This window comes from Methylophaga sp. OBS4 (assembly GCF_026319305.1).
Lineage (GTDB): Bacteria > Pseudomonadota > Gammaproteobacteria > Nitrosococcales > Methylophagaceae > Methylophaga.
On the sequence record NZ_JAPDMV010000018.1, the window covers coordinates 40,571 to 62,892 of the forward strand.

The following is a 22,322-nucleotide window of genomic DNA, read 5'->3' on the forward strand; positions in this document are numbered from 1 at the left end:
TACCGGCTACCGCTGGATCTCTGCCGGTGTTTTAGCCTGAATGCTCAAGGCATGTATCTGTGTCTGCATCAATGTATCAAGCTGGTCGTAAACCAGTCGATGACGTTTGATAAGTGGCAGGCCTTCGAAAGCCTGACTGACTATCAGCAAATTATAGTGGCCGCCGCCGGTATTGCCTGCATGGCCTGCGTGTTTGTCGCTGTCGTCTTCAATTTCAACCCGCTCGGGATCAAGCTTTTGCAACGCCTGTTTGATTTGTTCAACTGTAGTCATGGCAGCACTTTTTTGAATGGTTTAACAGTGACTTGAGCATATACATCCGCAGCAAGATAAGGATCGGCATCTGCCCATTGCTGGGCGGCTTGCAGATCAGAAAATTCGGCGACCACCAGACTGCCGCTGAAGCCAATTTCACCGGGATCCTCGCTGTCTACAGCCGGGTGGGGACCGGCCAGAATCAAGCGCCCTTCATCCTGCAGCGCCTGCAAACGGGCCAGATGGGAAGGACGGGCCTGCAAGCGTCTCGGCAGACTACCGGGTTTATCTTCACTGATGATGGCGTAGAGCATAATAAAACCTTGTTATTGCTTGGGTACTTCGACGGCGTGTCTGGCCAGATAGATCGACTGGGCGATGACAAAGGCGATGGTTAAACCCAGCATACCGAATAATTTGAAATTCACCCAGGTGGCTTCCTCGAAATTGAAAGCAACATAAAGGTTGGCAAGGCCGGAACCGATAAAAAACAGGATCCAGGCCATATTCAGCCTTGTCCAGACTTTGGCGGGTAACTGGATGTGTTCGGCCATCATTCTTTCAAGCAAGGATTTGTCGGTAAACAAATAGGCGCCGACAAATACCAAGGCAAATAGCCAGTTGACGGCTGTGGGTTTCCACTTAATAAAGTCTGGATTTTGCAGCCACAGGGTGGCACCACCGAGCAATACCACCAGAACCAGCGTGATGAGATGGGCGCGTTCCACTTTGCGATGGCGCAGCCAGGAATAGCTTACCTGTAACAGGCTGGCCACGATCATCACAGCTGTCGCTGCGTAAATGCCTTCTACCTGGTAGGTTTGGCCGTTGAAGACATAATCGCCACCGCCGAATTTATAGGCGACAAAGAACAATACAATGGGTAAAAAATCAAAAAACAGTTTCATTACATTCGCTACATTAATACAGACATCAGCATTCTAACGTATACCGAAACAACCTGGAAATGCACGATATCAGCGAGACAAGAAGCTGCCCTGCGGGAGCCCATGTAAACAGTCAGCACGGCGTTGCAGCCTTTGCCAAGGGAATAGCCATTCGCTGCAGACTGCGCCTTGTTCTGACTGTTTACATGGGCTCTGATACGCGCAGGTCCAGGTTGTTTCGGTATAGAATGTGAACTATGGCCCAATATGACTTACACACACATTCCACCGCATCCGATGGCTCATTAACGCCGCAAGCACTGGTAGAACGCGCTCATAATCAAGGTGTCACTCATCTGGCACTGACTGATCACGATGGTACCGAAGGAATCAAGGCGGCGCGGGCAGCTGCGGAGCATGCAAATATAGAACTTATTGCCGGTGTGGAAGTTTCTGTCAGCTGGCACGGTACGACCGTTCACATTGTCGGATTGAACATTGATATTGGCCATGCGGGTTTGCAGCAGGGCCTTGCCGGTTTGCGTCGCTATCGTAAGCTTCGGGCTGAAATCATAGCCCGGCGCTTGGAAAAAGCCGGTATTGCCGGGGCGCTGGAAGGGGCAAAGCTTTATGCTTCTGAAACCATGCTGGGACGGGTGCACTTTGCCCGTTTTCTGGTAGACCAGGGTCACGCACGGGATATAAAAGACGTATTCAAACGATTTCTGGTGAAAAATAAACCTGGCTATGTGCCCGGAGAATGGGCATCGCTGACCGATGCAGTGGGCTGGATCAATGCCGCTGGCGGACAGGCTGTGATTGCGCATCCGGCACGTTACAAAATGACCGCGACAAAACGCCGCCGCCTGCTGACGGAGTTCAAAGCACTTGGCGGTGCCGGCATCGAAGTCTCTTCCGGTAATCAGCATCCTGAAGAAGTCAGGAATATGGCCAGGTTGGCTAACGATTTTGAGTTACTGGCTTCATGTGGCTCGGACTTCCACAGTCCCGACAATGCCTGGACCGAACTGGGTAAAAGCACAGCGATGCCGCCGTTTGTGACACCTATATGGAGTCAATGGCAATGAGCTGCACGGCTTTGTGTATGATGTGCCTTTTTACGGCAGAAAGTGCAGGTAAGTCATGAGCCAATTTTTCCAGATCCATCCCCAGAACCCGCAACTGCGGCTGATAAAACAGGCCTGCGATATTATTCGAGGTGGTGGCTTGGTGGTGTATCCCACTGATTCAGGCTATGCACTTGGCTGTCACCTGGGGGATAAAACCGCGATGAACCGTATTCGCCGACTGCGCCAACTGGATGAGGAGCACAACTTTACCCTGGTCTGTCGTGATCTGTCCGAGCTGTCTTTATATGCAAAAGTGAATAATGCCGTGTTTCGCCAGTTAAAGGCCCATACCCCCGGTCCTTATACCTTTATCCTGCCCGCCACCAAGGAAGTGCCCAAACGGTTGCAACATCCGAAAAGAAAAAGTATCGGTCTGCGTATTCCTGAGCATTCCATCGCACTGGCTTTATTGGAAGAGTTGAACGAACCTTTAATGAGCTCAACCTTGATTTTGCCAGGCGATGAACTACCAATGACCGATGCCGAGGATATTGTTGAGCGTATCGGCAAGCAGGTAGATCTGGTCATCGATGGCGGTGCCTGTGGCGCTGAACCGACCACAGTGATTGAATTTATCGACGATTTGCCTGAGGTGATCAGGGTCGGCCGCGGTGACCCGACTCTGTTTCAAGATTGATATGTGGCTGCTGATTCTTGCGCTGCTTGGTATCGCGGCCTTTATTGTCTGGATTGGTGAACGCCATGCCGGTGCCGACTGGGGCAGTGCTTACATTAACTGGTTAGACGGCTGGACACGGCTGATTTGCCGTTTTTGGCATGGCTTGAAATATACGCAATTGAATCTGCCGGACAAGGGGGGCGCTATCGTGGTCGCGAATCATGTTTCCGGTTTGGATCCGTTCTTGCTGGCCAGTGCCAGTCGCAGACCGCTGCGGTTTCTGATCGCCAGAGAGCAATATGAACGGCGCGGACTGCGTTGGTTATTTAAAGCGGCGGGTTGCATTCCTGTTGACAGGGCCGGTAAGCCCGAACAGGCTTTAAGACAGGCATTGCGGGCATTGGCGCAAGGTGAAGTGATCGCCTTGTTTCCCCATGGCACGATACATCTTGATACTGATCCGCCACGCCGGATTAAAGGTGGTGTTGTCCGTTTAGCTGCCTGGTCTCAGGCACCAGTGTATCCGGTGCGTATTGATGGCGTTGCAGCTGAAGGTAAAGTCATGCTCGCCCCTTTTAAACCCAGTCGGGTGACTTTGACGCTGACGCCGCCTATTCGGGTTACCGGAACTGAGCTGGTTAAAGCCTTGGAGGAGATTACCCTGGCAATAGAAACACCTGTTACCAAATGATGTTTTATTGCGGCCGCTCTTGATTTTCCGATTTATTTTCCCCACTTTCCTGATGACACACTTTTTCAAGGGAAATAACCCATGCAAATTGATAAATTAACCAGCAAGTTTCAGGAAGCGTTGGCAGCGGCCCAAAGCATGGCAGTCGGCCGTGATCATCAGTTCATCGAACCGGCTCACCTGATGCTGGCATTGCTGGCTCAGCAAAACGGCAGCGTCAAACCGGTTTTGGCACAAAGTGGCGTTAACGTGCCGGCATACCAGGCTGATCTGGAGCAGCAGTTATCGCGCAGTGCCCGTGTTGAAGGCGGCAGCGGTGATATTCATGTGTCACAAGACCTGAATCGTCTGCTCAACCAGACCGACAAACTGGCGCAGCAAAGACAGGACCAGTATATTTCCAGCGAACTGTTTGTGCTGGCGGTGGTGGCAGACAAAAATCAGGCCGGTGAGTTATTGCGAAAACATGGCGCCAGCAAAGCCGCGCTGGAAGCTGTAATCGAAAAAATGCGTGGAGGCGAACGTGTGACCGATCCCAATGCCGAAGAACAGCGCCAGGCGCTGGAGAAATATACGATTGATCTGACTGCCCGTGCCGAGAGCGGCAAGCTGGATCCTGTTATCGGCCGTGATGATGAAATACGCCGTACTATCCAGGTATTGCAGCGTCGCACCAAAAATAATCCGGTGCTGATTGGCGAACCCGGTGTTGGTAAAACCGCCATTGTCGAAGGACTGGCCCAGCGTATCGTGAATGGGGAAGTGCCGGAAGGCATGAAACACAAACGCGTCTTGTCACTGGATATGGGCTCATTGATTGCCGGTGCTAAATACCGTGGCGAATTTGAAGAACGTTTAAAAGCCTTATTGAATGATCTTTCCAAACAGGAAGGTCAGATTATTCTGTTTATCGATGAACTTCACACCATGGTCGGAGCCGGTAAAGCAGAAGGCGCGATGGATGCCGGTAATATGCTCAAACCTGCGCTGGCACGGGGGGAGTTGCATTGCATCGGGGCGACAACATTGGATGAATATCGCCAGTATGTGGAAAAAGATGCAGCTCTGGAGCGACGGTTCCAGAAAGTGTTGGTAGGTGAACCGACGGTAGAATCCACCATTGCGATATTGCGTGGCCTCAGTGAGCGTTACGAACTGCATCACGGGGTGGATATTACCGATCCGGCGATTGTCGCTGCCGCGACTTTGTCACACCGCTATATTACCGATCGCAATCTGCCGGATAAAGCCATCGATTTAATTGATGAGGCGGCCAGTCGTATCCGTATGGAAATTGATTCCAAACCGGAAGTGCTGGACAGACTCGAACGGCGTCTGATTCAGCTTAAAATCGAGCGGGTGGCACTGAAGAAAGAAAGCGACGAGGCCTCAAAAAAACGGCTGGAAACACTCGAAGCCGAAATGAAGAAACTGGCACGTGAATACACCGATCTTGAAGAAGTCTGGAAATCGGAAAAAGCCGCCTTGCATGGCAGTCAGCACGTCAAGGAAGAACTGGAAAAAGCCAGATTGGAACTGGATGCCGCCAATCGCAATGCTGACTATGAAAAAATGGCCAAACTGCAATATGGCCGCATTCCGGAACTGGAAAAACAACTGGATATGGCCACCCAGGCCGAGATGCAGGAGTTTACGCTGCTGCGTAACAAAGTCGGTGAGGAAGAAATTGCTGAAATTGTTTCCAAGTGGACCGGCATTCCGGTATCCAAAATGCTCGAAGGTGAGCGGGATAAGTTACTGAAAATGGATGAAGCCCTGCACCAGCGGGTGGTGGGACAGGATGAAGCCGTTACTTCCGTGGCTAATGCAATTCGCCGCAGCCGTGCCGGTTTATCTGATCCAAACCGTCCCAATGGATCTTTTCTGTTCCTGGGACCGACCGGGGTTGGTAAGACGGAACTATGCAAGGCGCTGGCAACATTTTTGTTCGATACCGAAGAAGCCATGGTCAGGATTGATATGTCCGAGTTTATGGAAAAACATTCGGTCGCCAGGCTGGTTGGAGCGCCTCCTGGTTATGTCGGTTATGAGGAAGGCGGCTATCTGACGGAAGCTGTCAGGCGGAAACCGTATTCGGTGATTCTGCTGGATGAAGTGGAAAAAGCGCATCCGGATGTGTTCAATATTTTGTTGCAGGTGCTGGATGATGGCCGTCTGACCGATGGTCAGGGCCGTACCGTCGACTTTCGCAATACCGTGGTGGTGATGACTTCCAACCTGGGTTCCAATCTGATTCAGGAAATGGCAGGCGAGGAAAATTACGCCCAGATGAAACAGGCGGTGATGGAAATTGTAGCGCAGCATTTCCGCCCTGAATTTATCAATCGTGTTGACGATGTGGTGGTGTTTCATCCCCTTGAACAAGCACAAATCCGCGTTATTGCCGATATTCAGCTGGAGCATTTGCGTGCAAGGCTGGCCGAACGTGAGATTAAGCTGGAACTGTCAGACGAAGCGCTGGATATGATTGCCGCCGCCGGTTTCGATCCGGTTTATGGGGCTCGGCCGTTGAAACGGGTGATCCAGCATGAACTGGAAAATCCGCTGGCACAGGATCTGCTGTCAGGCAGCTTTAATGCAGGCGATACGATTAGCGTGTCGGTAGACAACGATAAACTGGTCTTCAAGCACTGATAAAAAGCCCTGCGAGTCAGGGCTTTTTATATTTATTTCTACTAAATAGGTATCTACCTGGTTGTATAGATTAGGTGCTTGATATAATTGTCAGCTTTTGTTTGAAACTGAGAAGCTGTGATGTCTGATTTTGGCAAGTTCGTTGATGCTTTCACGCCAGCGGAAGTCGCTGAAAAAGTGAAAACACTCGGTGTGGTTAAGGCGAATATGCCCGCTTTCCCGCTGGTGATATTGTCTTTGATGGCTGGTGCGTTCATCGCTTTTGGTGCCATGTACTATAACCTGGTAATTACTGACAGTCATGCCTCATACGGCATAACAAAACTGGTGGGCGGCCTGGTGTTTTCATTAGGCTTTATCCTGGTCGTTATTGCCGGTGCCGAACTGTTCACCGGTAATACGCTGGTCATCATGGCCTATGCAAAAGGCGAAGTGGGATTCTGGGGGCTGATGCGTAACTGGGGTATCGTCTATATCGGTAATGCCATCGGCGCACTAGTTATGGTTTACCTGGTTTACTTGTCAGGTTATCTGGACAATGCCCATCACCTGGTAGGTGCGACGGCCATTAAGGTGGGTCTGTCAAAAGTCGATCATACGATGACGGAAGCCTTCGTGCGCGGTCTTTTCTGCAATGTGCTGGTGTGTCTGGCGAGCTGGATGGTGTACGCATCAAGGACAGTGACTGATAAGGTCTTGGCGATTCTTTTTCCGATCTCAGCTTTTGTGGCAATGGGCTTTGAACACTGTATTGCGAATATGTACATGATCCCTGTTGCCATCCTGGCTTCAATGGATCCGAGTATTGTTGCTGCCAGTGGTATTGATGCAGCTCTGTTGGCGAACCTGTCTTTGCATGGCCTTATCAGCAATATTATTCCGGTGACTTTGGGTAATATTGTCGGTGGTGCCGGCTTTGTGGCGATGGCTTATTATCTGGTGTTTGTGTTCTCACGGCCCAACGAATAAGCGATAAAGCTGGTGTTCTTTCAATTTGATATTGTTGCGTTCAGTTGGTCTGTCAGCGTTCAGGTCAAAACGTCACAGGGTTGCGGAACCCGGCATGAAAGAGCACCAGTCAGTCCAGGGGAGAAGTAATTACGGTTGGACTGGCCTGAGAAGGATGCCAGTTCTCATCTTTTCTGATAGCGGAGTCAGGCCGCCCTATGTAATAGCCCTGGGCATAATCAACGCCATATTGGCTGAGCATGTTTAACACGGCCTCATTTTCGACAAATTCAGCGATGGTTTTGCGTCCCAGACCTTTTGCAACGTCAATCAATGCTTTGACAAATAACTGGTCATCTGCATTTTTATCAAGGTCTTTAATGAATATGCCGTCTATTTTGATGATATCAACGGGCAGTTCACGCATGTAGTTGAAGGAGGCAAAACCGACACCGAAATCATCCAGCGAAAACTGGCAGCCGAGGGCTTTGACCGCAGTCATCATCAGTTTCGCTTGCTGCAGATTCGAGACTACCGCCGTTTCCGTTACTTCAAATATCAATCCGGTTGGATCAATGGCCAATTTCTTGATGAGTTTTTTCAGCAGCGGCAACAGTACCGGGGCATCGACAATAGAGCCCGACAGGTTGATCGCGAGTTTGGTTTTCATGCCTTTTTTCTGCATTGCCGCCAGTTTCCGCATCCCGTGTTGAATGACATAGTGATCAATGCTCTGAATCAGGCCCACCTCTTCGGCAATCTCAATAAATTTACCGGGCATACGCACTTCCCCTGTATTAGGATCACGCATGCGTATCAGCACTTCATAATGCTGAATGGTGTTTGCTTCGATGTTCAAAATCGGCTGGTAGTGCAAGACAAACAGATTATGTTCCAGCGCCTCTTCGATTTTGTGTTTCCAGAACACGCGGGTTTCAAGCTGTTCGATAGTGTGGTCATCACCTGAGAAAACATGGTAACTACCTTTGCCGTTGGCTTTTGCCTTGTACATGGCCAGATCGGCAAAGCCCATCAACTCATGAATACTGGCATCATGGATCGGAAAGTTAACAATACCGATACTGGTAGAAACTTTATGTTTAACGCTGCCATATTCAAGCTGGATTCTACTCAGCTCACTGATGATTTTTTGGGACAGTATCACCGCGCCGATTTCATCACTTTCAGGCATCAGCACTGCAAATTCGTCTCCGCCTAATCTTGCAACCAGATCTGTGAAACGGGTAACACGCTTAAGTGTTTTGGCTACGATTTTAAGTAATTCGTCGCCAGCGCCATGGCCACTGGTGTCGTTGATATCCTTGAATTGATCCAGGTCAAGAAATAACAAGCTGTTGTTGTGATTGTAGCGTATGGCGGTACGCAGGGATTTCTCAAACTCTTCAGTAAACTTGCGGCGATTGCACAGATCCGTGAGCGGATCATGTTCTGCCATCCATACGATGCGTTTCTCGGCTTCTTTTTTCTCGGTCATATCCAGACCGACCGACAGCAAAACGGCCTTTGATGCGTGATTTTCCAGTCTGGAATGCAACCAGGATATGTGACGGATGCGGCCGTCCTTGTCAATGAGTTCTGATTCCTGCTGGGCGATGGGCAGATTGCCAGCAAATAATTCGTGAAAAAACGTCTGTGCCTCAGTCCAGTTACCGGCAGGGAAAAAACGCGCGACATCCGAGTTGAGGACTTGCAATTCGGTATAGCCGGTAATTTTTTCACCGTAGTCGTTAAACATGGTGATTTGAAAATCTTCATTAATAGTCAGAATGATAAGCTGTGCAGTATCAAGCAGGTTTTTTACAAAGTCCCGTTCACCGCGCAGTTCTTCATTGGTAGCGTTGATTGTGCGTGTGCGCTGAATAACATTGGCATCCAGCTGTTCGAGAATACTCGATAACTGCAATGATGCCGCCTGCAGTTCACCAATTTCTTTTAGATGGGTCTGATTCTCGATTTGCTGGAAAATCTGTTTGGCTTCATCGTATTTTTTGGATGATAGCAATGGTAAGGCATGGGTGATGCGTTCCAGGTTGTCCAATGGCCGCGCCAGGGCCTGATAATTTCTAATAGCAAAAAGTCCGGCAAAGACCAGTAAAACCAATGCTGCAAGTGAGTAGTAGAGTACAAAATAAAGCCAATTGAGATTGGCATTAGTCGCGTGTTGGTAATAGAGGTAGCTGGATACTGCCAGCGCCGTTACACCAGCGAGTAGCACACTGATAAAGGTTCTTACGGCTGTCTGCCATTGAAGGCTGTCACGCGAGATTTTCGCCATATATAAAATCCGTTCCTATGCGAATACGACACGCCCCCAGGCGTTAACTATGATCGCTTTTCATTATCAGACACTTTTCTCAATACCCAGTCAAGTGCATTAACCGGCAAAATCCGTTTCAGAATCGCAAACAGATAGGTGGGAAATGTCACGTAGTATCGAATGCTCGGTTTTTTAGCCTGCAACGCATGTAATAGTTTGGCGACCACGGCTTCCGGCGGTAAGGTGAAAGGTGCTGTAGGGCCTTGTTTGTTGAGGCGGGCCTCCATTGCTTCATAGACTTGGTGATGGGCACTGTTGTGTTTGTCGATATTTTGCTGATATTTGGCAAAAGCATTGGCGCGAAAGTGGCTCAAGATCGGCCCCGGCTCAATCAGACTGATATGAATGCCACTGCCATGCAGCTCCAGTCTCAAGGTATCAGCCAGACCTTCGATGGCATATTTGCTGGCGTTGTAGGCACCACGATAAGCCAGCGCAATAAAACCCAGTACAGAACTGTTATAGATGATACGGCCATGACCCTGTTGCCGCATTTGTTTGATGACCAGGTTGGTCAGTTGCTGAGTACCGAATACATTGGTTTCAAATTGCTCCCGTAATGCCGATCTGGACAGATCTTCTACCGCGCCGGGCTGACCATAAGCGGCATTATTGAATAAGGCGTCTATACGCCCGTTAAAAGTGTCCAGTGTGAATTGAAAAGCCTGGCTGATACTGTTTTCATTGTTCAGATCAAGCAGGGTGACGGTCAGACCCGTCTGTTCAAGTCGGGTTTTGTCATCAGCATTGCGTACGGTGGCGATTACATTAAAACCACGTTGATGTAAAATCTGCGCAGCAGTAAAACCGATGCCGCTGGAACAACCGGTAATCAAAATATTCTTCATGGATGAATCAGCCCGGCCATATTTATAAAGTATAGGTTGCACTTTAACGCATGTTTGGGTAAATGTTTAAGCATTGCGGCCGATACATGGGATATATTCTGTCAGTTTCATTCATAAAGCCTCTTATGCTGCAAACGCAAGAAATCAGTTCAGTTGATTATCAATGCTTCAAGCAATTTCTTGAAGATGCCTGCGGTATTCTGCTGGGTGACGGTAAGCAATATCTTATTGTCAGCAGGCTGACCAAGCTGCTCAGAGAAGAGAAAATCAGCAATGTAGCTGACTTGCTGGTCGCTATCAGGCTTGGACAGCCCCGCCATTTACGCGATGCGGTTATTGATGCGATGACCACTAACGAAACCTCATGGTTTCGCGATGGCACACCTTTTGAAACATTAGGGCAGGTCGTTTTACCCACGCTGGAGCAGCAACGACCAAGCCCGCTGCGCATTTGGTCATCCGCCTGTTCGTCGGGTCAGGAGCCTTACACTATCAGCATCACATTAAGCGAGTACGCCCGTAGGGTGCCAAACAGCCGGCTGGCTGGCAGTCAGATTATTGCCACCGATATATCCACTTCGATGTTGAGTCAGGCCAGGCTGGCCGAGTATGAGAGTGTGGCATTGGGAAGAGGACTGTCGGAATCACGGCGGCAGCAGTTCTTCACCCGTGTGGGTGAAAGTTGGCGGGTAAAAGAGGATATCCGGCAGCGCGTCAGTTTCAGAGAACAGAATCTGCTGCAGAGCTTTGCAACGCTGGGCCGTTTTGACATTATTTTCTGCCGTAATGTGCTGATTTATTTCTCGGCTGAGCGCAAGCAGGACATTCTGAAACGTATGGCGCAAACACTGAACCGGGGCGGTTATCTGTTTCTGGGTGCCTCGGAAACCATCAGTGGCTATTCTGATGCTTTTGAGCTGGTTCGCACACCGTTTGGCAGTGTTTATAAACGAAAAGATTAACTGGAATCTTTCGTGATTCTGGTTTGCTCGTCAGTCGATGGTTTTGGCTCTGCCGGGGGCGGCGGTTCACATAACCCCAGCCAGCTGCCGATACGGCGGAAAATCACCTTGAACAGCCGCCACAGCCTGGGTAACAGCCAGATCATCAAAATGATGAACAACACCAAGGCCATCAGGAACAGCACCGGATGATTCAACGCGGCCCACAAACCGCCGATCACCAGCAAGTCTTCAGTAATGGATGCGCCCCAGTTGCTAACCGGTTCGGGCGAGGTGTTGATCAGCAAACGGCTGCCTGCCTTGGTGGTATGACTGCCTGCTGCAAGCGCGCCACCCAGAATCGCCGCGGTTAATTCCACCGCCGGCGTCACATCACCGACAGCGCTGGCAGCCAGCATGGCGCCTGCCGGGATACGGATAAAGGTATGCAAGCTGTCCCAACCGGAGTCCACGCCCGGGATCTTGTCGGCGAAAAACTCAACGCAGTACATGAAACCCGCTGCCGTCATGACCATCGGGTTGCTCAATACCTGTAATTCTTCTGGCAGTACGATGTTACCGGTCATGCCCATATAGCCGAGCATAAAGATAGTGGCGTATAGATTGATACCGCTGGCCCAGGCCGCGCCCATACTGAGAGCGATGATACTCACTGCATCCATCGTTTTATTCTCCGTTTTGCTATAGTGATGGCTTATTGGTCACAAGGATTACGTTGATGATAACCCGAACTGAACTTCTCGCCTATCTGGACGAGACGCTGGAGCCGGGACGCTTTCAGGATTACTGCCCCAACGGGTTACAGGTTGCCGGCCGGGAACAGGTGACAACGCTGGTGAGCGGGGTAACCGCCAGCCAGGCTTTGATAGAGGCTGCACTGGAACGGGAGGCTGATGCCATTCTGGTACATCATGGTTATTTCTGGCGTGGTGAAGACCCCCGGATCGTCGGTATCAAACAGCGACGGCTGAAACTACTGCTGGAAAACGATATCAACTTACTGGCTTATCATTTGCCTTTGGATGCCCATCCTTCTCTGGGCAATAATGCCCAACTGGCCCGCTTACTCGACATCGAGATTGACGGCCGCATCTCCGGTACCGGTGACCCGGCGCTTGCGCTGTGTGGCTGTCTGCGGCAATCGCTGACATTGACCCGGTTTGCTGACGAAGTTCGTCAGACGTTGCAGCGTGAGCCGCTGGTGATTCAGGGGCACGACCGGCCTATTACCACGATAGGCTGGTGTACCGGTGCCGCACAAGGCTATTTGCAACAAGCGGCGGAGTTGGGGCTGGATGTGTTTGTCAGCGGAGAAATATCAGAGCCAACGGTGCACCTTGCCCGCGAACTGGGTATCAACTACATTGCTGCCGGACATCATGCGACTGAGCGCTATGGTGTGCAGGCGCTGGGGCAGGAGCTGGCACAAAGATTCAATATCCGCCATCATTTCATTGATATCGACAATCCGGTGTAAACAGTATTATGACTAATCCTTATTCGCAACGACTCCACGCCAAACTGATGCAGTTGCGACACTTTTTCCATGTATCGCTGTGGCAGGAAATTCCGGAGCAGGCCTCCGCCTTGTGGCAATTGTGGCTGAATACGCTGCGGGTTTCCTACATTATGATCAGGGAGCTGGCTACCGGTGAACTGAATCTGCGTGCGATGAGCCTGGTGTTCACGACGCTGCTATCGCTGGTGCCGCTGATTGCTGTTGCTTTTTCTGTGCTGAAAGCCTTTGGTGTACACAATCAGATGGAGCCGTTATTGCTTGGATTACTGGAGCCGCTGGGAGAACGAGGGCCGGAAATCACCGCCAATATCATCGGCTTTGTGCAAAACGTTAAAGTCGGTGTGCTGGGGTCGCTGGGTCTGGCGATGCTGTTCTACACTATCATTGCCCTGGTGCAGAAAATCGAAAACGCCTTTAACTTTGTCTGGCGGGTAAAACGGTCACGCTCGCTGGCCCGTCGCTTTACCGATTATCTCAGCGTGGTGATGATTGGGCCGGTACTGGTGTTTTCGGCGCTGGGCCTGGCGACGACAGTGCTTGATCACGAAGTGGTTCAACAACTGCGATCCATTGAACCTTTCGGCACATTATTGCTCATTGTCACTAAATTACTGCCTTACATCATGATTATTCTGGCATTTACCTTCCTTTATAAATTCATCCCCAATACCAAGGTCAATTTTAGTCCGGCACTGATCGGTGCCACGGTGGCGGGTGTGTTATGGATCTCGATTGGTACTTTGTTTGCGTCATTTGTTGCTTCCTCAACTAACTACACAGCGATTTATTCCAGTTTTGCCATCCTGTTTTTCTTTATGATCTGGTTGTATCTGGCGTGGTTTATCTTGCTAACCGGTTCGCAGGTGGCGTTTTATCTGCAGCATCCTAAACTGGTACAGATGGCGGGCAAACCGCTGACGCTGAGTCCCAGATTACGTGAGAAAGAAGGTTTGTGGCTGATGACCGTTATTGCCAGACGTTTTTGTAAAAACCAGCCGCCTTTGACTGTACAGGCATTGGAAGAACGATCCGGATTGACTAATAACGCCGTGCAGGAGCTGCTTAATAATCTGGAAAAAGGTGGCCTGCTGGCCGAACTGGCCGGTGAAGAAACCCGTTATGTGCCGGCACAGGATGTTGCCTCAATTAAAGTGGCCGCGGTTTTGAATTGCTTGCGAACGTCGGAAGAAAACAGCAACTGGACGATAAAAAGCCTGGCCGACCAGGACGTGAACAAACTGTTACAGGATATCGGCAATGCCCAGGCTGAAGTGTTGGGTGATCTGACCTTGCGTGAGCTGGCTATGGGAGTAAAAAAGCATGAATGACCAGCGCTCGCTTGCCGGCAAGCATATTGTTGTCGGTGTCAGTGGCAGCATCGCTGCTTATAAATCCGCCGATCTGATCCGTCGTCTGCGTGACGAAGGGGCTGAAGTGCGGGTGGTAATGACCCGGGGTGCCGCAGAGTTTATTACGCCGTTAACCTTGCAGACGCTGAGCGGTCATCCGGTGGCGATGGAACTGCTGGATGCCGATCAGGAATCTGCTATGGGCCATATCACATTGGCGCGCTGGGCCGATTGGGTTTTGATTGCACCGGCCAGTGCAGATACCCTTGCCCGATTGTCCCAAGGGCGGGCGGATGATTTATTAACGGCCTTATATCTGGCAACGGCCTCTCCGGTAGCGATTGCACCGGCAATGAATAACAAAATGTGGTCTCACGCGGCGACACAGGAAAATCTCAACAAACTGCGGTCTCAGGGCGTGCAGATAATCGGCCCTGCCAGTGGCGATCAGGCTTGTGGCGAACAGGGCGAAGGGCGTTTGATGGAGCCGCTGGATATCGTGAAAGCCTTATCGCATCTGGTGGTACCCGGTCGTTTGCAAGGGAAACGCGTGTTGATTACTGCCGGCCCTACCTATGAACCCATTGACCCGGTCAGGTTTATCGGTAACCGCAGTTCCGGAAAAATGGGCTTTGCCATGGCCCAGGCTGCGAAGGAAGCCGGCGCTGAAGTGCAACTGATAGCCGGTCCGGTTGCCTTGACCACTCCGGCAGGTGTCGAGCGGTTTGATGTCGAAACCGCTGAACAAATGCAGCAAGCGGTCATGGATCACGTTGGACAGAGTGATATTTTTATCAGTTGTGCGGCCGTGGCTGACTTTAAACCGGTGGCTTTTGAAGCCAACAAAATCAAGAAAACCGTACACGACAAGCTGGAATTGCTGCTGGAGCCGACGGTGGATATTGTCTCCAGTGTGGTAAACAGCGAGAATAACAGTGCTTTTATCGTTGGTTTTGCCGCCGAAACCCGCCATGTTGCGGATTATGCCCGGGATAAATTACAGCGAAAAGGCCTGGATATGATTGCCGCTAATCAAGTGGGTGACGGTTTAGGTTTTGCGGTTGATGACAATGCCTTGCAAGTGTTGTGGGCTGATGGTGAACAGATTTTGCCGCTGGCAGCTAAAGGTCAGTTGGCTCGGGATTTAATGACTCTGATAATAGAAAGATTTTATGCAAAAAATTCAACTGAAAATTCTTGACCCACGTCTCGGCGACAGCATAGAGTTGCCGGACTATGCGACGACCGGCTCTGCCGGACTGGATCTGCGGGCCTGCCTTGAAGAAGCGGTGATACTCAAGCCCGGAGAAACTATCCTGATCCCGACCGGCCTGGCTATACATATTGATGAGCCGGACCTGGCGGCGGTGCTGTTACCCCGCTCCGGTTTGGGGCACAAACATGGTATTGTGCTGGGTAATCTGGTGGGCCTGATTGACAGCGATTATCAGGGTCAGGTATTTGTTTCATGTTGGAACCGGGGGCAGGAAGCTTTTGAAATCAATATCGGCGAACGCATTGCGCAAATGGTGTTTATTCCCGTTGTCCAGGTCGGGTTTGAACGTGTGGAGGAATTTACCACATCAGAGAGGGGCACGGGTGGCTTCGGTCACACCGGACGTCACTAAATTAATCCTTTGCGTGGGCGGAGGTGAGCGGTGAAGCTCGCACGTAAAATCGGCCAGAAATCGATCAGTTTTATTTTATTGCTGATCACGGTGGCGTTGTTACTGAGTCTGCTCAGCGCGTATCACGGTTATTATCTGGCTAAACAAGCAGAGCAAAAATCGCAATATCAACAGCAAACCTTGCAGACCATGGCGGTGACGGTCGAGACCAGAGTCGCTGATTGGCAAAACCAGTTGCAACAGCTGGCCAGCCTGCCGGACACGCAGCAGCTGGTCGCGTTGAATGATCCTGATCGCATTAATCAATGGCAAGACCGTTACAGTGCTGCGCTGCCTGAGGTGTCCAAGCTCTGTTTGCTGATCGGTGATATATCGGCGCCTACGGATTTGGGATGCCTGCCAATCACTTTCGCTACACTGAACAGCCTGCGTCAGCTCAAAGATAACAAACAGGCCGATGCCGCGATGATTCAGCCAGGTAGCGATGCCGCCCACATTTTGCTGGTGCACAAGGTTGAAACTTCCGCCAGTCAGCAGCCAGCCGCGTTGTTAATGGCGATCAAACCAGAACGGGTGGACAGCCTGATTGACGATAAATTTGTTGCCCATGGTTATGCAGAATTAACGCAGGGAACATCCAACCAGGCGGTATTGACACAACTCGGCAATCCTGAGTACAAGCAGGGTGCCGCCCCCATGATTCAGCCTGTATCAGGCAGCCATTGGCAGCTGCACTACTGGCCCAAACCCGAGGGTGTTGCCGATATCGGGTTATTGATGGTGGTGATAGCGGTGTTACTGGCGGTGGTGTGGCGGTTAAATCAGCACTGGTTCAGCAAGATTGTATCGATGGATGCGGATTCTCTGCGGCAGCAACTGACCGATCTGCAACGGCAAAACCTGGAAAAAAATTATCCCATCGTCCTGACGCAATTAAGGCCCGTCCGCGATACCATTCAACAACTGGCCTTTCCCAAAAAAGCCGTGAAAGCGGCATCAGTTGTCAGTATGCCTGAGCCTGAAGTTACAGCGGAAGAAAGCCTGCCGCTATCTCCCGATTCGGAATTGATTGTTGACCAAGCGCTGGCGGAGGCTTCACAGAAGTCAATGAATCAGTCAGCCGTAATGACGCTGCCGGATGAGGAAATTTTTAAAGCTTATGACATTCGGGGGATTGTCGGACAGCAGTTGAATGCCGAGGTGATGCAGCAACTGGGGCAGGCCATGGGCAGTGAAGCTGTGGATCAAGGCCAGACAAAACTGGTTGTGGGTCGCGATGGCCGTCTCAGTAGCGACAGTCTGACACAGGCCTTTGTCAAAGGTGTGGCAAGCGCTGGCTGTGATGTGATCGATATCGGCTGTGTTCCTACCCCCATGGTCTATTTTGCCTGCGAATATCTGCAGACAAACACCGGGGCCGTGATTACGGGGAGTCATAATCCGGCTGATTACAACGGTTTGAAAATGGTGATTGCCGGTAAAACGCTGGCGGGCAAAGCCGTGCACCGTCTGTATGAACGCATTAAAGACAGGCGGCTGAAAACCGGTCATGGGCAGGTATCACAACAGGATATTACCGCTGACTACATAGAGCACCTCAAATCCGACATCACTATCAGACGCAGCATGAACGTTGTGGTTGATTGCGGCAATGGGGTTGCCGGTAGCGTTGTGCCTGAACTGCTGCGGGCTTTGGGCTGTCAGGTGACAGAACTGTTTTGCGAAGTCGATGGGAATTTTCCGAATCATCACCCCAATCCCGGCCAGCCTGAAAATATGCAGGATCTCATCAAAGCGGTGCAGTCACATGAAGCTGAACTGGGGCTGGCATTTGACGGTGACGGCGACCGGCTGGGCGTTGTTGATGCGGAGGGCAATATTATCTGGCCGGACCGCTTATTGATTTTGCTGGCGCAGGATGTATTAGCACGAGAGCCGGGCGCGACCATTATATATGATGTCAAAAGCACCAATTTGCTCGAAGAAATTATCAGTCGTGCCGGTGGCCAGCCCATAATGTCACCTTCCGGTCACTCGGTTATCAAGAACAAGATGATCGAAGTAGATGCCAAGCTGGCAGGCGAAATGAGCGGACATTTGTTTTTCCGCGATCGCTGGTATGGTTTTGATGATGCTTTATACTCGGCGGCGCGCTTGTTAGAATTCCTCGCCGCTGATCCACTGGAGCGGACGCCGACACAGGTATTTGCCGCTCTTCCCCGGCGCGTGACGACGCCGGAAATAATAGTGGATATGCCGGTTGGTGAAAGTCATCGGTTTATCGAACAGTTGCAAGCGAACATTGAATTTATCGGTGGACAAATATCGACCGTAGACGGCGTGCGGGTAGATTATCCCAATGGCTGGGGGCTGGTAAGGGCATCTAACACCGTGCCGGGACTGACTTTGCGCTTTGAGGCCAGCAGCAAGGAAGAGATGGAACAGATCAAACAAGCCTTTATTCAGCAAATGTTGCAGATAAAACCGACGCTGTCTTTGCTTTTTTAAGAAGAATGGAATAATGAGTTTAAACACACAACGTGCCACACATATCGCCCAGGTTTTGACTGAAGCTTTGCCTTATATTCAGCGTTTTTCAGGGAAAACGCTGGTCATTAAATATGGCGGTAACGCCATGGTGGATGAGGCGCTGAAAAACAGTTTCGCCCGCGATGTGGTGTTAATGAAAGCCGTGGGCATCAATCCTGTTATTGTGCATGGCGGCGGCCCGCAGATTGGTGATCTGCTGGAGCGGGTCGGTAAGCAGAGCGAGTTTATTAACGGTATGCGGGTTACTGACCGGGAAACCATGGATATCGTCGAAATGGTGCTGGGCGGTCAGGTGAACAAAAGCATTGTTAACCTGATCAACAACCACGGTGGCAGGGCCGTGGGCCTGACCGGCAAGGACGGTAGTCTGATTTATGCTGAAAAACTGCATGTGGCGCGTGACAATACCGACCCTTCGGTACAGGTTTCCGAACTGATTGATCTGGGGCATGTCGGTAAAGTTGCCAGCATCGATACCAGTGTCATCGATATGCTGATTCACAGTGACTTTATTCCTGTTATTGCGCCTATCGGTGTCGGTAAAGATGGCGAGTCCTACAATATCAATGCCGATCTGGTGGCGGGCAAAATTGCCGAGGTATTACAAGCGGAAAAACTCATTCTGTTGACAAATACCGCCGGGCTGCTTGATGCTGACGGCAAGTTGCTGACAGGGCTGAATGCCAGACAGGTCAATGATCTGATTGATGAAGGCGTCATTTATGGCGGCATGTTGCCAAAAATTGGCTGTGCGCTGGATGCGGTGCAGGCAGGCGTAACCACGGCACATATAATTGATGGCCGGGTTCAGCACGCCGTATTACTGGAAATGTTTACTGACGAAGGTGTGGGCACCTTAATTCGCGGAGGCGGACGATGAGTGAGGTCGAGCAAACAAGCAGAGCGGAAGCAAAAAGCTCTCGTCGTCAGCAGATCCTGGAAGCTTTAGCTTCACAGCTGGAACAAAATCCCGGAGAACGTATTACTACTGCCAAGCTGGCTGCCAGCCTGAAGGTGTCTGAAGCTGCACTATATCGTCACTTCCCCAGCAAGGCCAGAATGTTCGAAGGTTTGATAAGCTTTGCTGAAGACACCGTATTTGGCTTGATCCGGCGTATACTAGATGAAGATAATAATGCCGTGTCACGGATTGAAAAAATCATGGCATTAGTGCTGGGGTTTAGTGCTAAAAACCCCGGTATCAGCAGTGTACTGGTCGGGGCTGCGCTTACAGGGGAGACTGAGCGTTTACGGCAACGGGTCAGCCAGTTTTTTGATCGGCTGGAAACGCAGTTCAGACAGATCCTGCGTGAACGTGAACTCAGTCTGACCGAAGCCGGCGGACGTCCGGTGAATGAAACTGCCAATTTATTGCTGACGATTATTGAAGGCCATATGCAGCAATATGTTCGAAGCAGTTATCGCCAATCCCCTTTGACCGGTTGGGAGCAGCAATGGCAACTGATAACAACCCTACTGAAAGCCTACACATGATCAATGTCTGCTTGATCGGCGCAGACCTTGAACATGAAAAGGCTTTGCTGATCAATCAGCCCAATATTGCAGTGACGATGCTGGATGATGCTGAGCCCGAACCCTTATTATTGAGGCTGAGTGAGATCACGCCCGATATCGCCATTGTTTCAGATGAAGCCAGTCCCATCAGTGCTGATGAACTTTGTTTGCTGATCAGCCTGCGTAGCCCGCAGACCAAGACGCTGATTATCAGTAATGACAGTCCGGATTTCGAACGCTTGCAGGCTTCAGGATTTACCTGCCGGGGTTATATTACCAGTCAGCAGCGGTCGGCAATTGTCAGAGCCGTACGCGTAGTGTTTGATGGTGAAGCCTGGTTGCCCCGTAAACTGGTCACGGAATTGTTGGATCGACTCGCCGTGAGGGCGATGACTGAACAGCAGCAACTGAAATCAGTCAAAAAATGCTGATTTGTTTTCTAGGCTCCAATACACCGCAGTGGCGGGGCTTTAAATCAGAAAAAGATTAAAATTTAGTTAGAAATTTTATCCCCGTTATGAGCGTTTTTAGCGCTGAAGCCAGTACCACAGCACTTTAGACTCAAATTATCCTGCCATAAAAAATTTCACAATTAGTACCAAGGTACAATAGATTTCCCTCTCTCAGCAGAGCAATATGACAATCAAGGAATGGACTGTTGCCAGCCCGTTTATGGATGTTGAGCTTTCTTGGGAGAGAAATATGGCTACTCAAATTGGTGTTGTAAAAGCTTTAATTGGTGAAGTCACGGCTACGGCTGCTGACGGTTCGATAAGAACATTACAGGTTGGCGACAGGGTTTACGCCGATGAACTGATTACTACCGGCGCGGCGGGTGCAGTCGAAATCGAATTTGCTGACGGCAGCATTATGGACTTGGGTAGAAGCTCTCAGGCATTGCTGGACAGCGAAGTCTTTGACCCATCTGCCCCTATTATTGCCGAGTCTGACGCAGACGTGCCAGACGATGTTGCTGCTATTCAACAAGCCTTGCTGGAAGGCGCTGATCCCACTGAGCTGGCCGAAGCCACTGCCGCTGGTGCAGGTGTAGAAGGCGGTAACGAAGGCCACGAAGCGGTATTTGTCGACTATCTTGGTCCACAAGTTACGCCTGATGCTGGTTTTGACACAGTTGGTGTCACTAACGAATTCGACCTGCCGGAAGAAGACATCATTATTCTTGATGAGGAAGAGCCTCTTCCCGTTGTCAGTGTCTCGGTTGAAGTCGAAATTGATGTGGAAGATCCACAAAATCCACCGCCAAGTGACGGCGAACCTACCGAAGATTTCCCGGTTATTGTTAACGGCAATGCAGTGAATGTGCTGGAAGGCACCGATGGTGTGAATGGTGGTGGCGAAACACGCGATGTGACCTTCCTGATCACCCTCAGCGAAGTCTTTGATCAGGATGTTCAAGTTACTTATGAACTCAGACCTATTAGTGCAGACCATCCGGATGACTGGTTTAATGGTTCTCTAACCGACACAGTGACAATACCTGCCGGTACTACCAGCTTCCCGGTGACCATTACCATTGTTCAGGATCACCTTGATGAAGGCGATGAAAGCTTCGAGATTATGTTGCTGAGTGCAACTAATGCCACCATTAATCCCGATGCCGACTCTGCCATCGTCACCATCTTTGACGATGACACTACCCCTGTTGCGAATGATGATTCCAACCAAATCACTGACAACTCTGATGAAATCTATTCTGTAGATGGCAATGTTTTAGATAACGATACTGATGAAGATGGTGATGCAGATCCTGGCAATGGTGTCCTGGAAGTCTTAAATGCACCCATCGTCATCAATCACGAATATGGAACTCTGACTATCCAATCAGATGGTTCATATTCATTTGCTTTGAACTCTGTTGGTATTGATTACCTTGTTTCTCTTGGCGAAGGTGTTGAGGGTGATCCAATCAACTTTGTTGATGCCTACCAGGTTAGTGATGGTGTCAATGATGGTAATTTTGCAGATTTAACAATCAATCTTCAGGGCGTTAATGATCTGGATGATGCTGATGAAGCAGCCAACACAGACGAAGACACACCAGTATCAGCACCGAATTTGCTGGCTAATGTAACTGATCCGGATGTGGGTGATACACACAGTATTACGCAATTCCAGGTCGCAGGCGATGGCACGGTGTATACAGCGGGCCAAACTGCGGTGATGGCTGGAGTAGGCAGTCTGACTATCAATGCAAATGGTACTTATACCTTCACGCCTGAAGCGGATTACAACGGTGATGTACCAGTTGCGACCTATACGGTGACAGACGGTACAGACACTAATGATTCGACGCTGACTATTACCATTAACCCAGTGAATGATCTGGATGATGCTGATGAAGCAGTCAACACAGACGAAGACACACCAGTATCAGCACCGAATTTGCTGGCTAATGTAACTGATCCGG

General features: G+C 50.3%; 21 protein-coding genes. 15 read left to right on the forward strand and 6 right to left on the reverse strand.

The features are described from left to right. Positions 1–6: 6 nt before the first annotated feature. Genes OMP95_RS07265 through OMP95_RS07275 form a run of 3 tightly spaced genes read right to left on the reverse strand, consistent with a single transcriptional unit; the run spans position 7 to position 1,163 of the window. Complete coding sequence (locus OMP95_RS07265; RefSeq protein ID WP_266327440.1) at positions 7–273, reverse strand: BolA family protein; 267 nt, start codon at positions 271–273, stop codon at positions 7–9. Further along, entirely contained in the window at positions 270–569 is a 300-nt protein-coding gene (locus OMP95_RS07270) for a YciI family protein (protein WP_266327442.1), read from the reverse strand. The genes OMP95_RS07265 and OMP95_RS07270 overlap by 4 nt, the downstream gene beginning before the upstream one ends. A gap of 12 nt (positions 570–581) precedes the next feature. Continuing rightward, complete coding sequence (locus OMP95_RS07275) at positions 582–1,163, reverse strand: septation protein A (RefSeq protein WP_266327444.1); 582 nt, start codon at positions 1,161–1,163, stop codon at positions 582–584. A gap of 236 nt (positions 1,164–1,399) precedes the next feature. Between OMP95_RS07275 and OMP95_RS07280 the strand changes: the two genes are divergently transcribed. The 5 genes from OMP95_RS07280 (at position 1,400) to OMP95_RS07300 (ending at position 7,206) form a co-directional block, all read left to right on the forward strand. Further along, positions 1,400–2,230, forward strand: a complete 831-nt coding sequence (locus OMP95_RS07280) for a PHP domain-containing protein (protein WP_266327446.1) — start codon at positions 1,400–1,402, stop codon at positions 2,228–2,230. A gap of 55 nt (positions 2,231–2,285) precedes the next feature. Then, on the forward strand, positions 2,286–2,909 hold the full coding sequence (locus tag OMP95_RS07285) for an L-threonylcarbamoyladenylate synthase (RefSeq protein ID WP_266327448.1): 624 nt from the start codon (positions 2,286–2,288) through the stop codon (positions 2,907–2,909). Further along, positions 2,884–3,582, forward strand: coding sequence for a lysophospholipid acyltransferase family protein (locus OMP95_RS07290; RefSeq protein WP_266327450.1), 699 nt, complete (start codon positions 2,884–2,886; stop codon positions 3,580–3,582). The genes OMP95_RS07285 and OMP95_RS07290 overlap by 26 nt, the downstream gene beginning before the upstream one ends. A gap of 81 nt (positions 3,583–3,663) precedes the next feature. Continuing rightward, complete coding sequence (gene clpB / locus OMP95_RS07295; RefSeq protein ID WP_266327452.1) at positions 3,664–6,237, forward strand: ATP-dependent chaperone ClpB; 2,574 nt, start codon at positions 3,664–3,666, stop codon at positions 6,235–6,237. Positions 6,238–6,357: 120 nt separating this feature from the next. Further along, positions 6,358–7,206 (forward strand): formate/nitrite transporter family protein, encoded by an 849-nt coding sequence (locus OMP95_RS07300; RefSeq protein ID WP_266327454.1) that lies wholly within the window; start codon positions 6,358–6,360, stop codon positions 7,204–7,206. Between the two features lie 109 nt (positions 7,207–7,315). On the opposite strand, the gene OMP95_RS07305 is transcribed toward OMP95_RS07300, so the two are convergent. Next, positions 7,316–9,481, reverse strand: coding sequence for a putative bifunctional diguanylate cyclase/phosphodiesterase (locus OMP95_RS07305; RefSeq protein WP_266327456.1), 2,166 nt, complete (start codon positions 9,479–9,481; stop codon positions 7,316–7,318). Between the two features lie 47 nt (positions 9,482–9,528). Continuing rightward, positions 9,529–10,371 carry an SDR family NAD(P)-dependent oxidoreductase gene (locus tag OMP95_RS07310; RefSeq protein ID WP_266327458.1) on the reverse strand — a complete coding sequence of 281 codons (843 nt, stop codon included), beginning with the start codon at positions 10,369–10,371 and terminating at the stop codon, positions 9,529–9,531. 125 nt (positions 10,372–10,496) lie between these two features. On the opposite strand from OMP95_RS07310, the gene OMP95_RS07315 reads away from it, so the two are divergent. After that, entirely contained in the window at positions 10,497–11,333 is an 837-nt protein-coding gene (locus OMP95_RS07315) for a CheR family methyltransferase (RefSeq protein ID WP_266327460.1), read from the forward strand. On the opposite strand, the gene OMP95_RS07320 is transcribed toward OMP95_RS07315, so the two are convergent. Beyond that, complete coding sequence (locus tag OMP95_RS07320; RefSeq protein ID WP_266327462.1) at positions 11,330–11,995, reverse strand: DUF4126 domain-containing protein; 666 nt, start codon at positions 11,993–11,995, stop codon at positions 11,330–11,332. The genes OMP95_RS07315 and OMP95_RS07320 overlap by 4 nt on opposite strands. 53 nt (positions 11,996–12,048) lie before the next feature. Between OMP95_RS07320 and OMP95_RS07325 the strand changes: the two genes are divergently transcribed. The 9 genes from OMP95_RS07325 to OMP95_RS07365 all read left to right on the forward strand — a co-directional run. After that, on the forward strand, positions 12,049–12,810 hold the full coding sequence (locus OMP95_RS07325) for a Nif3-like dinuclear metal center hexameric protein (protein ID WP_416234636.1): 762 nt from the start codon (positions 12,049–12,051) through the stop codon (positions 12,808–12,810). Positions 12,811–12,818: 8 nt separating this feature from the next. Beyond that, positions 12,819–14,180, forward strand: a complete 1,362-nt coding sequence (locus tag OMP95_RS07330; protein ID WP_266327466.1) for a YhjD/YihY/BrkB family envelope integrity protein — start codon at positions 12,819–12,821, stop codon at positions 14,178–14,180. Then, on the forward strand, positions 14,173–15,402 hold the full coding sequence (gene coaBC / locus OMP95_RS07335) for a bifunctional phosphopantothenoylcysteine decarboxylase/phosphopantothenate--cysteine ligase CoaBC (protein WP_266327468.1): 1,230 nt from the start codon (positions 14,173–14,175) through the stop codon (positions 15,400–15,402). Before OMP95_RS07330 ends, coaBC begins: the two co-directional genes overlap by 8 nt. After that, on the forward strand, positions 15,374–15,829 hold the full coding sequence (dut, locus tag OMP95_RS07340) for a dUTP diphosphatase (protein ID WP_266327470.1): 456 nt from the start codon (positions 15,374–15,376) through the stop codon (positions 15,827–15,829). Before coaBC ends, dut begins: the two co-directional genes overlap by 29 nt. Before the next feature lie 30 nt (positions 15,830–15,859). Then, positions 15,860–18,337, forward strand: coding sequence for a phosphomannomutase/phosphoglucomutase (locus OMP95_RS07345; protein ID WP_266327472.1), 2,478 nt, complete (start codon positions 15,860–15,862; stop codon positions 18,335–18,337). 13 nt (positions 18,338–18,350) lie between these two features. Continuing rightward, entirely contained in the window at positions 18,351–19,259 is a 909-nt protein-coding gene (gene argB, locus OMP95_RS07350) for an acetylglutamate kinase (protein WP_266327474.1), read from the forward strand. After that, entirely contained in the window at positions 19,256–19,873 is a 618-nt protein-coding gene (gene slmA / locus OMP95_RS07355; protein ID WP_266327476.1) for a nucleoid occlusion factor SlmA, read from the forward strand. Before argB ends, slmA begins: the two co-directional genes overlap by 4 nt. Next, positions 19,834–20,325, forward strand: a complete 492-nt coding sequence (locus OMP95_RS07360) for a hypothetical protein (protein ID WP_266327478.1) — start codon at positions 19,834–19,836, stop codon at positions 20,323–20,325. The genes slmA and OMP95_RS07360 overlap by 40 nt, the downstream gene beginning before the upstream one ends. Before the next feature lie 271 nt (positions 20,326–20,596). Continuing rightward, positions 20,597–22,322 (forward strand): retention module-containing protein (locus OMP95_RS07365; protein ID WP_266327480.1); only part of this gene is annotated, 1,726 nt, incomplete at its 3' end.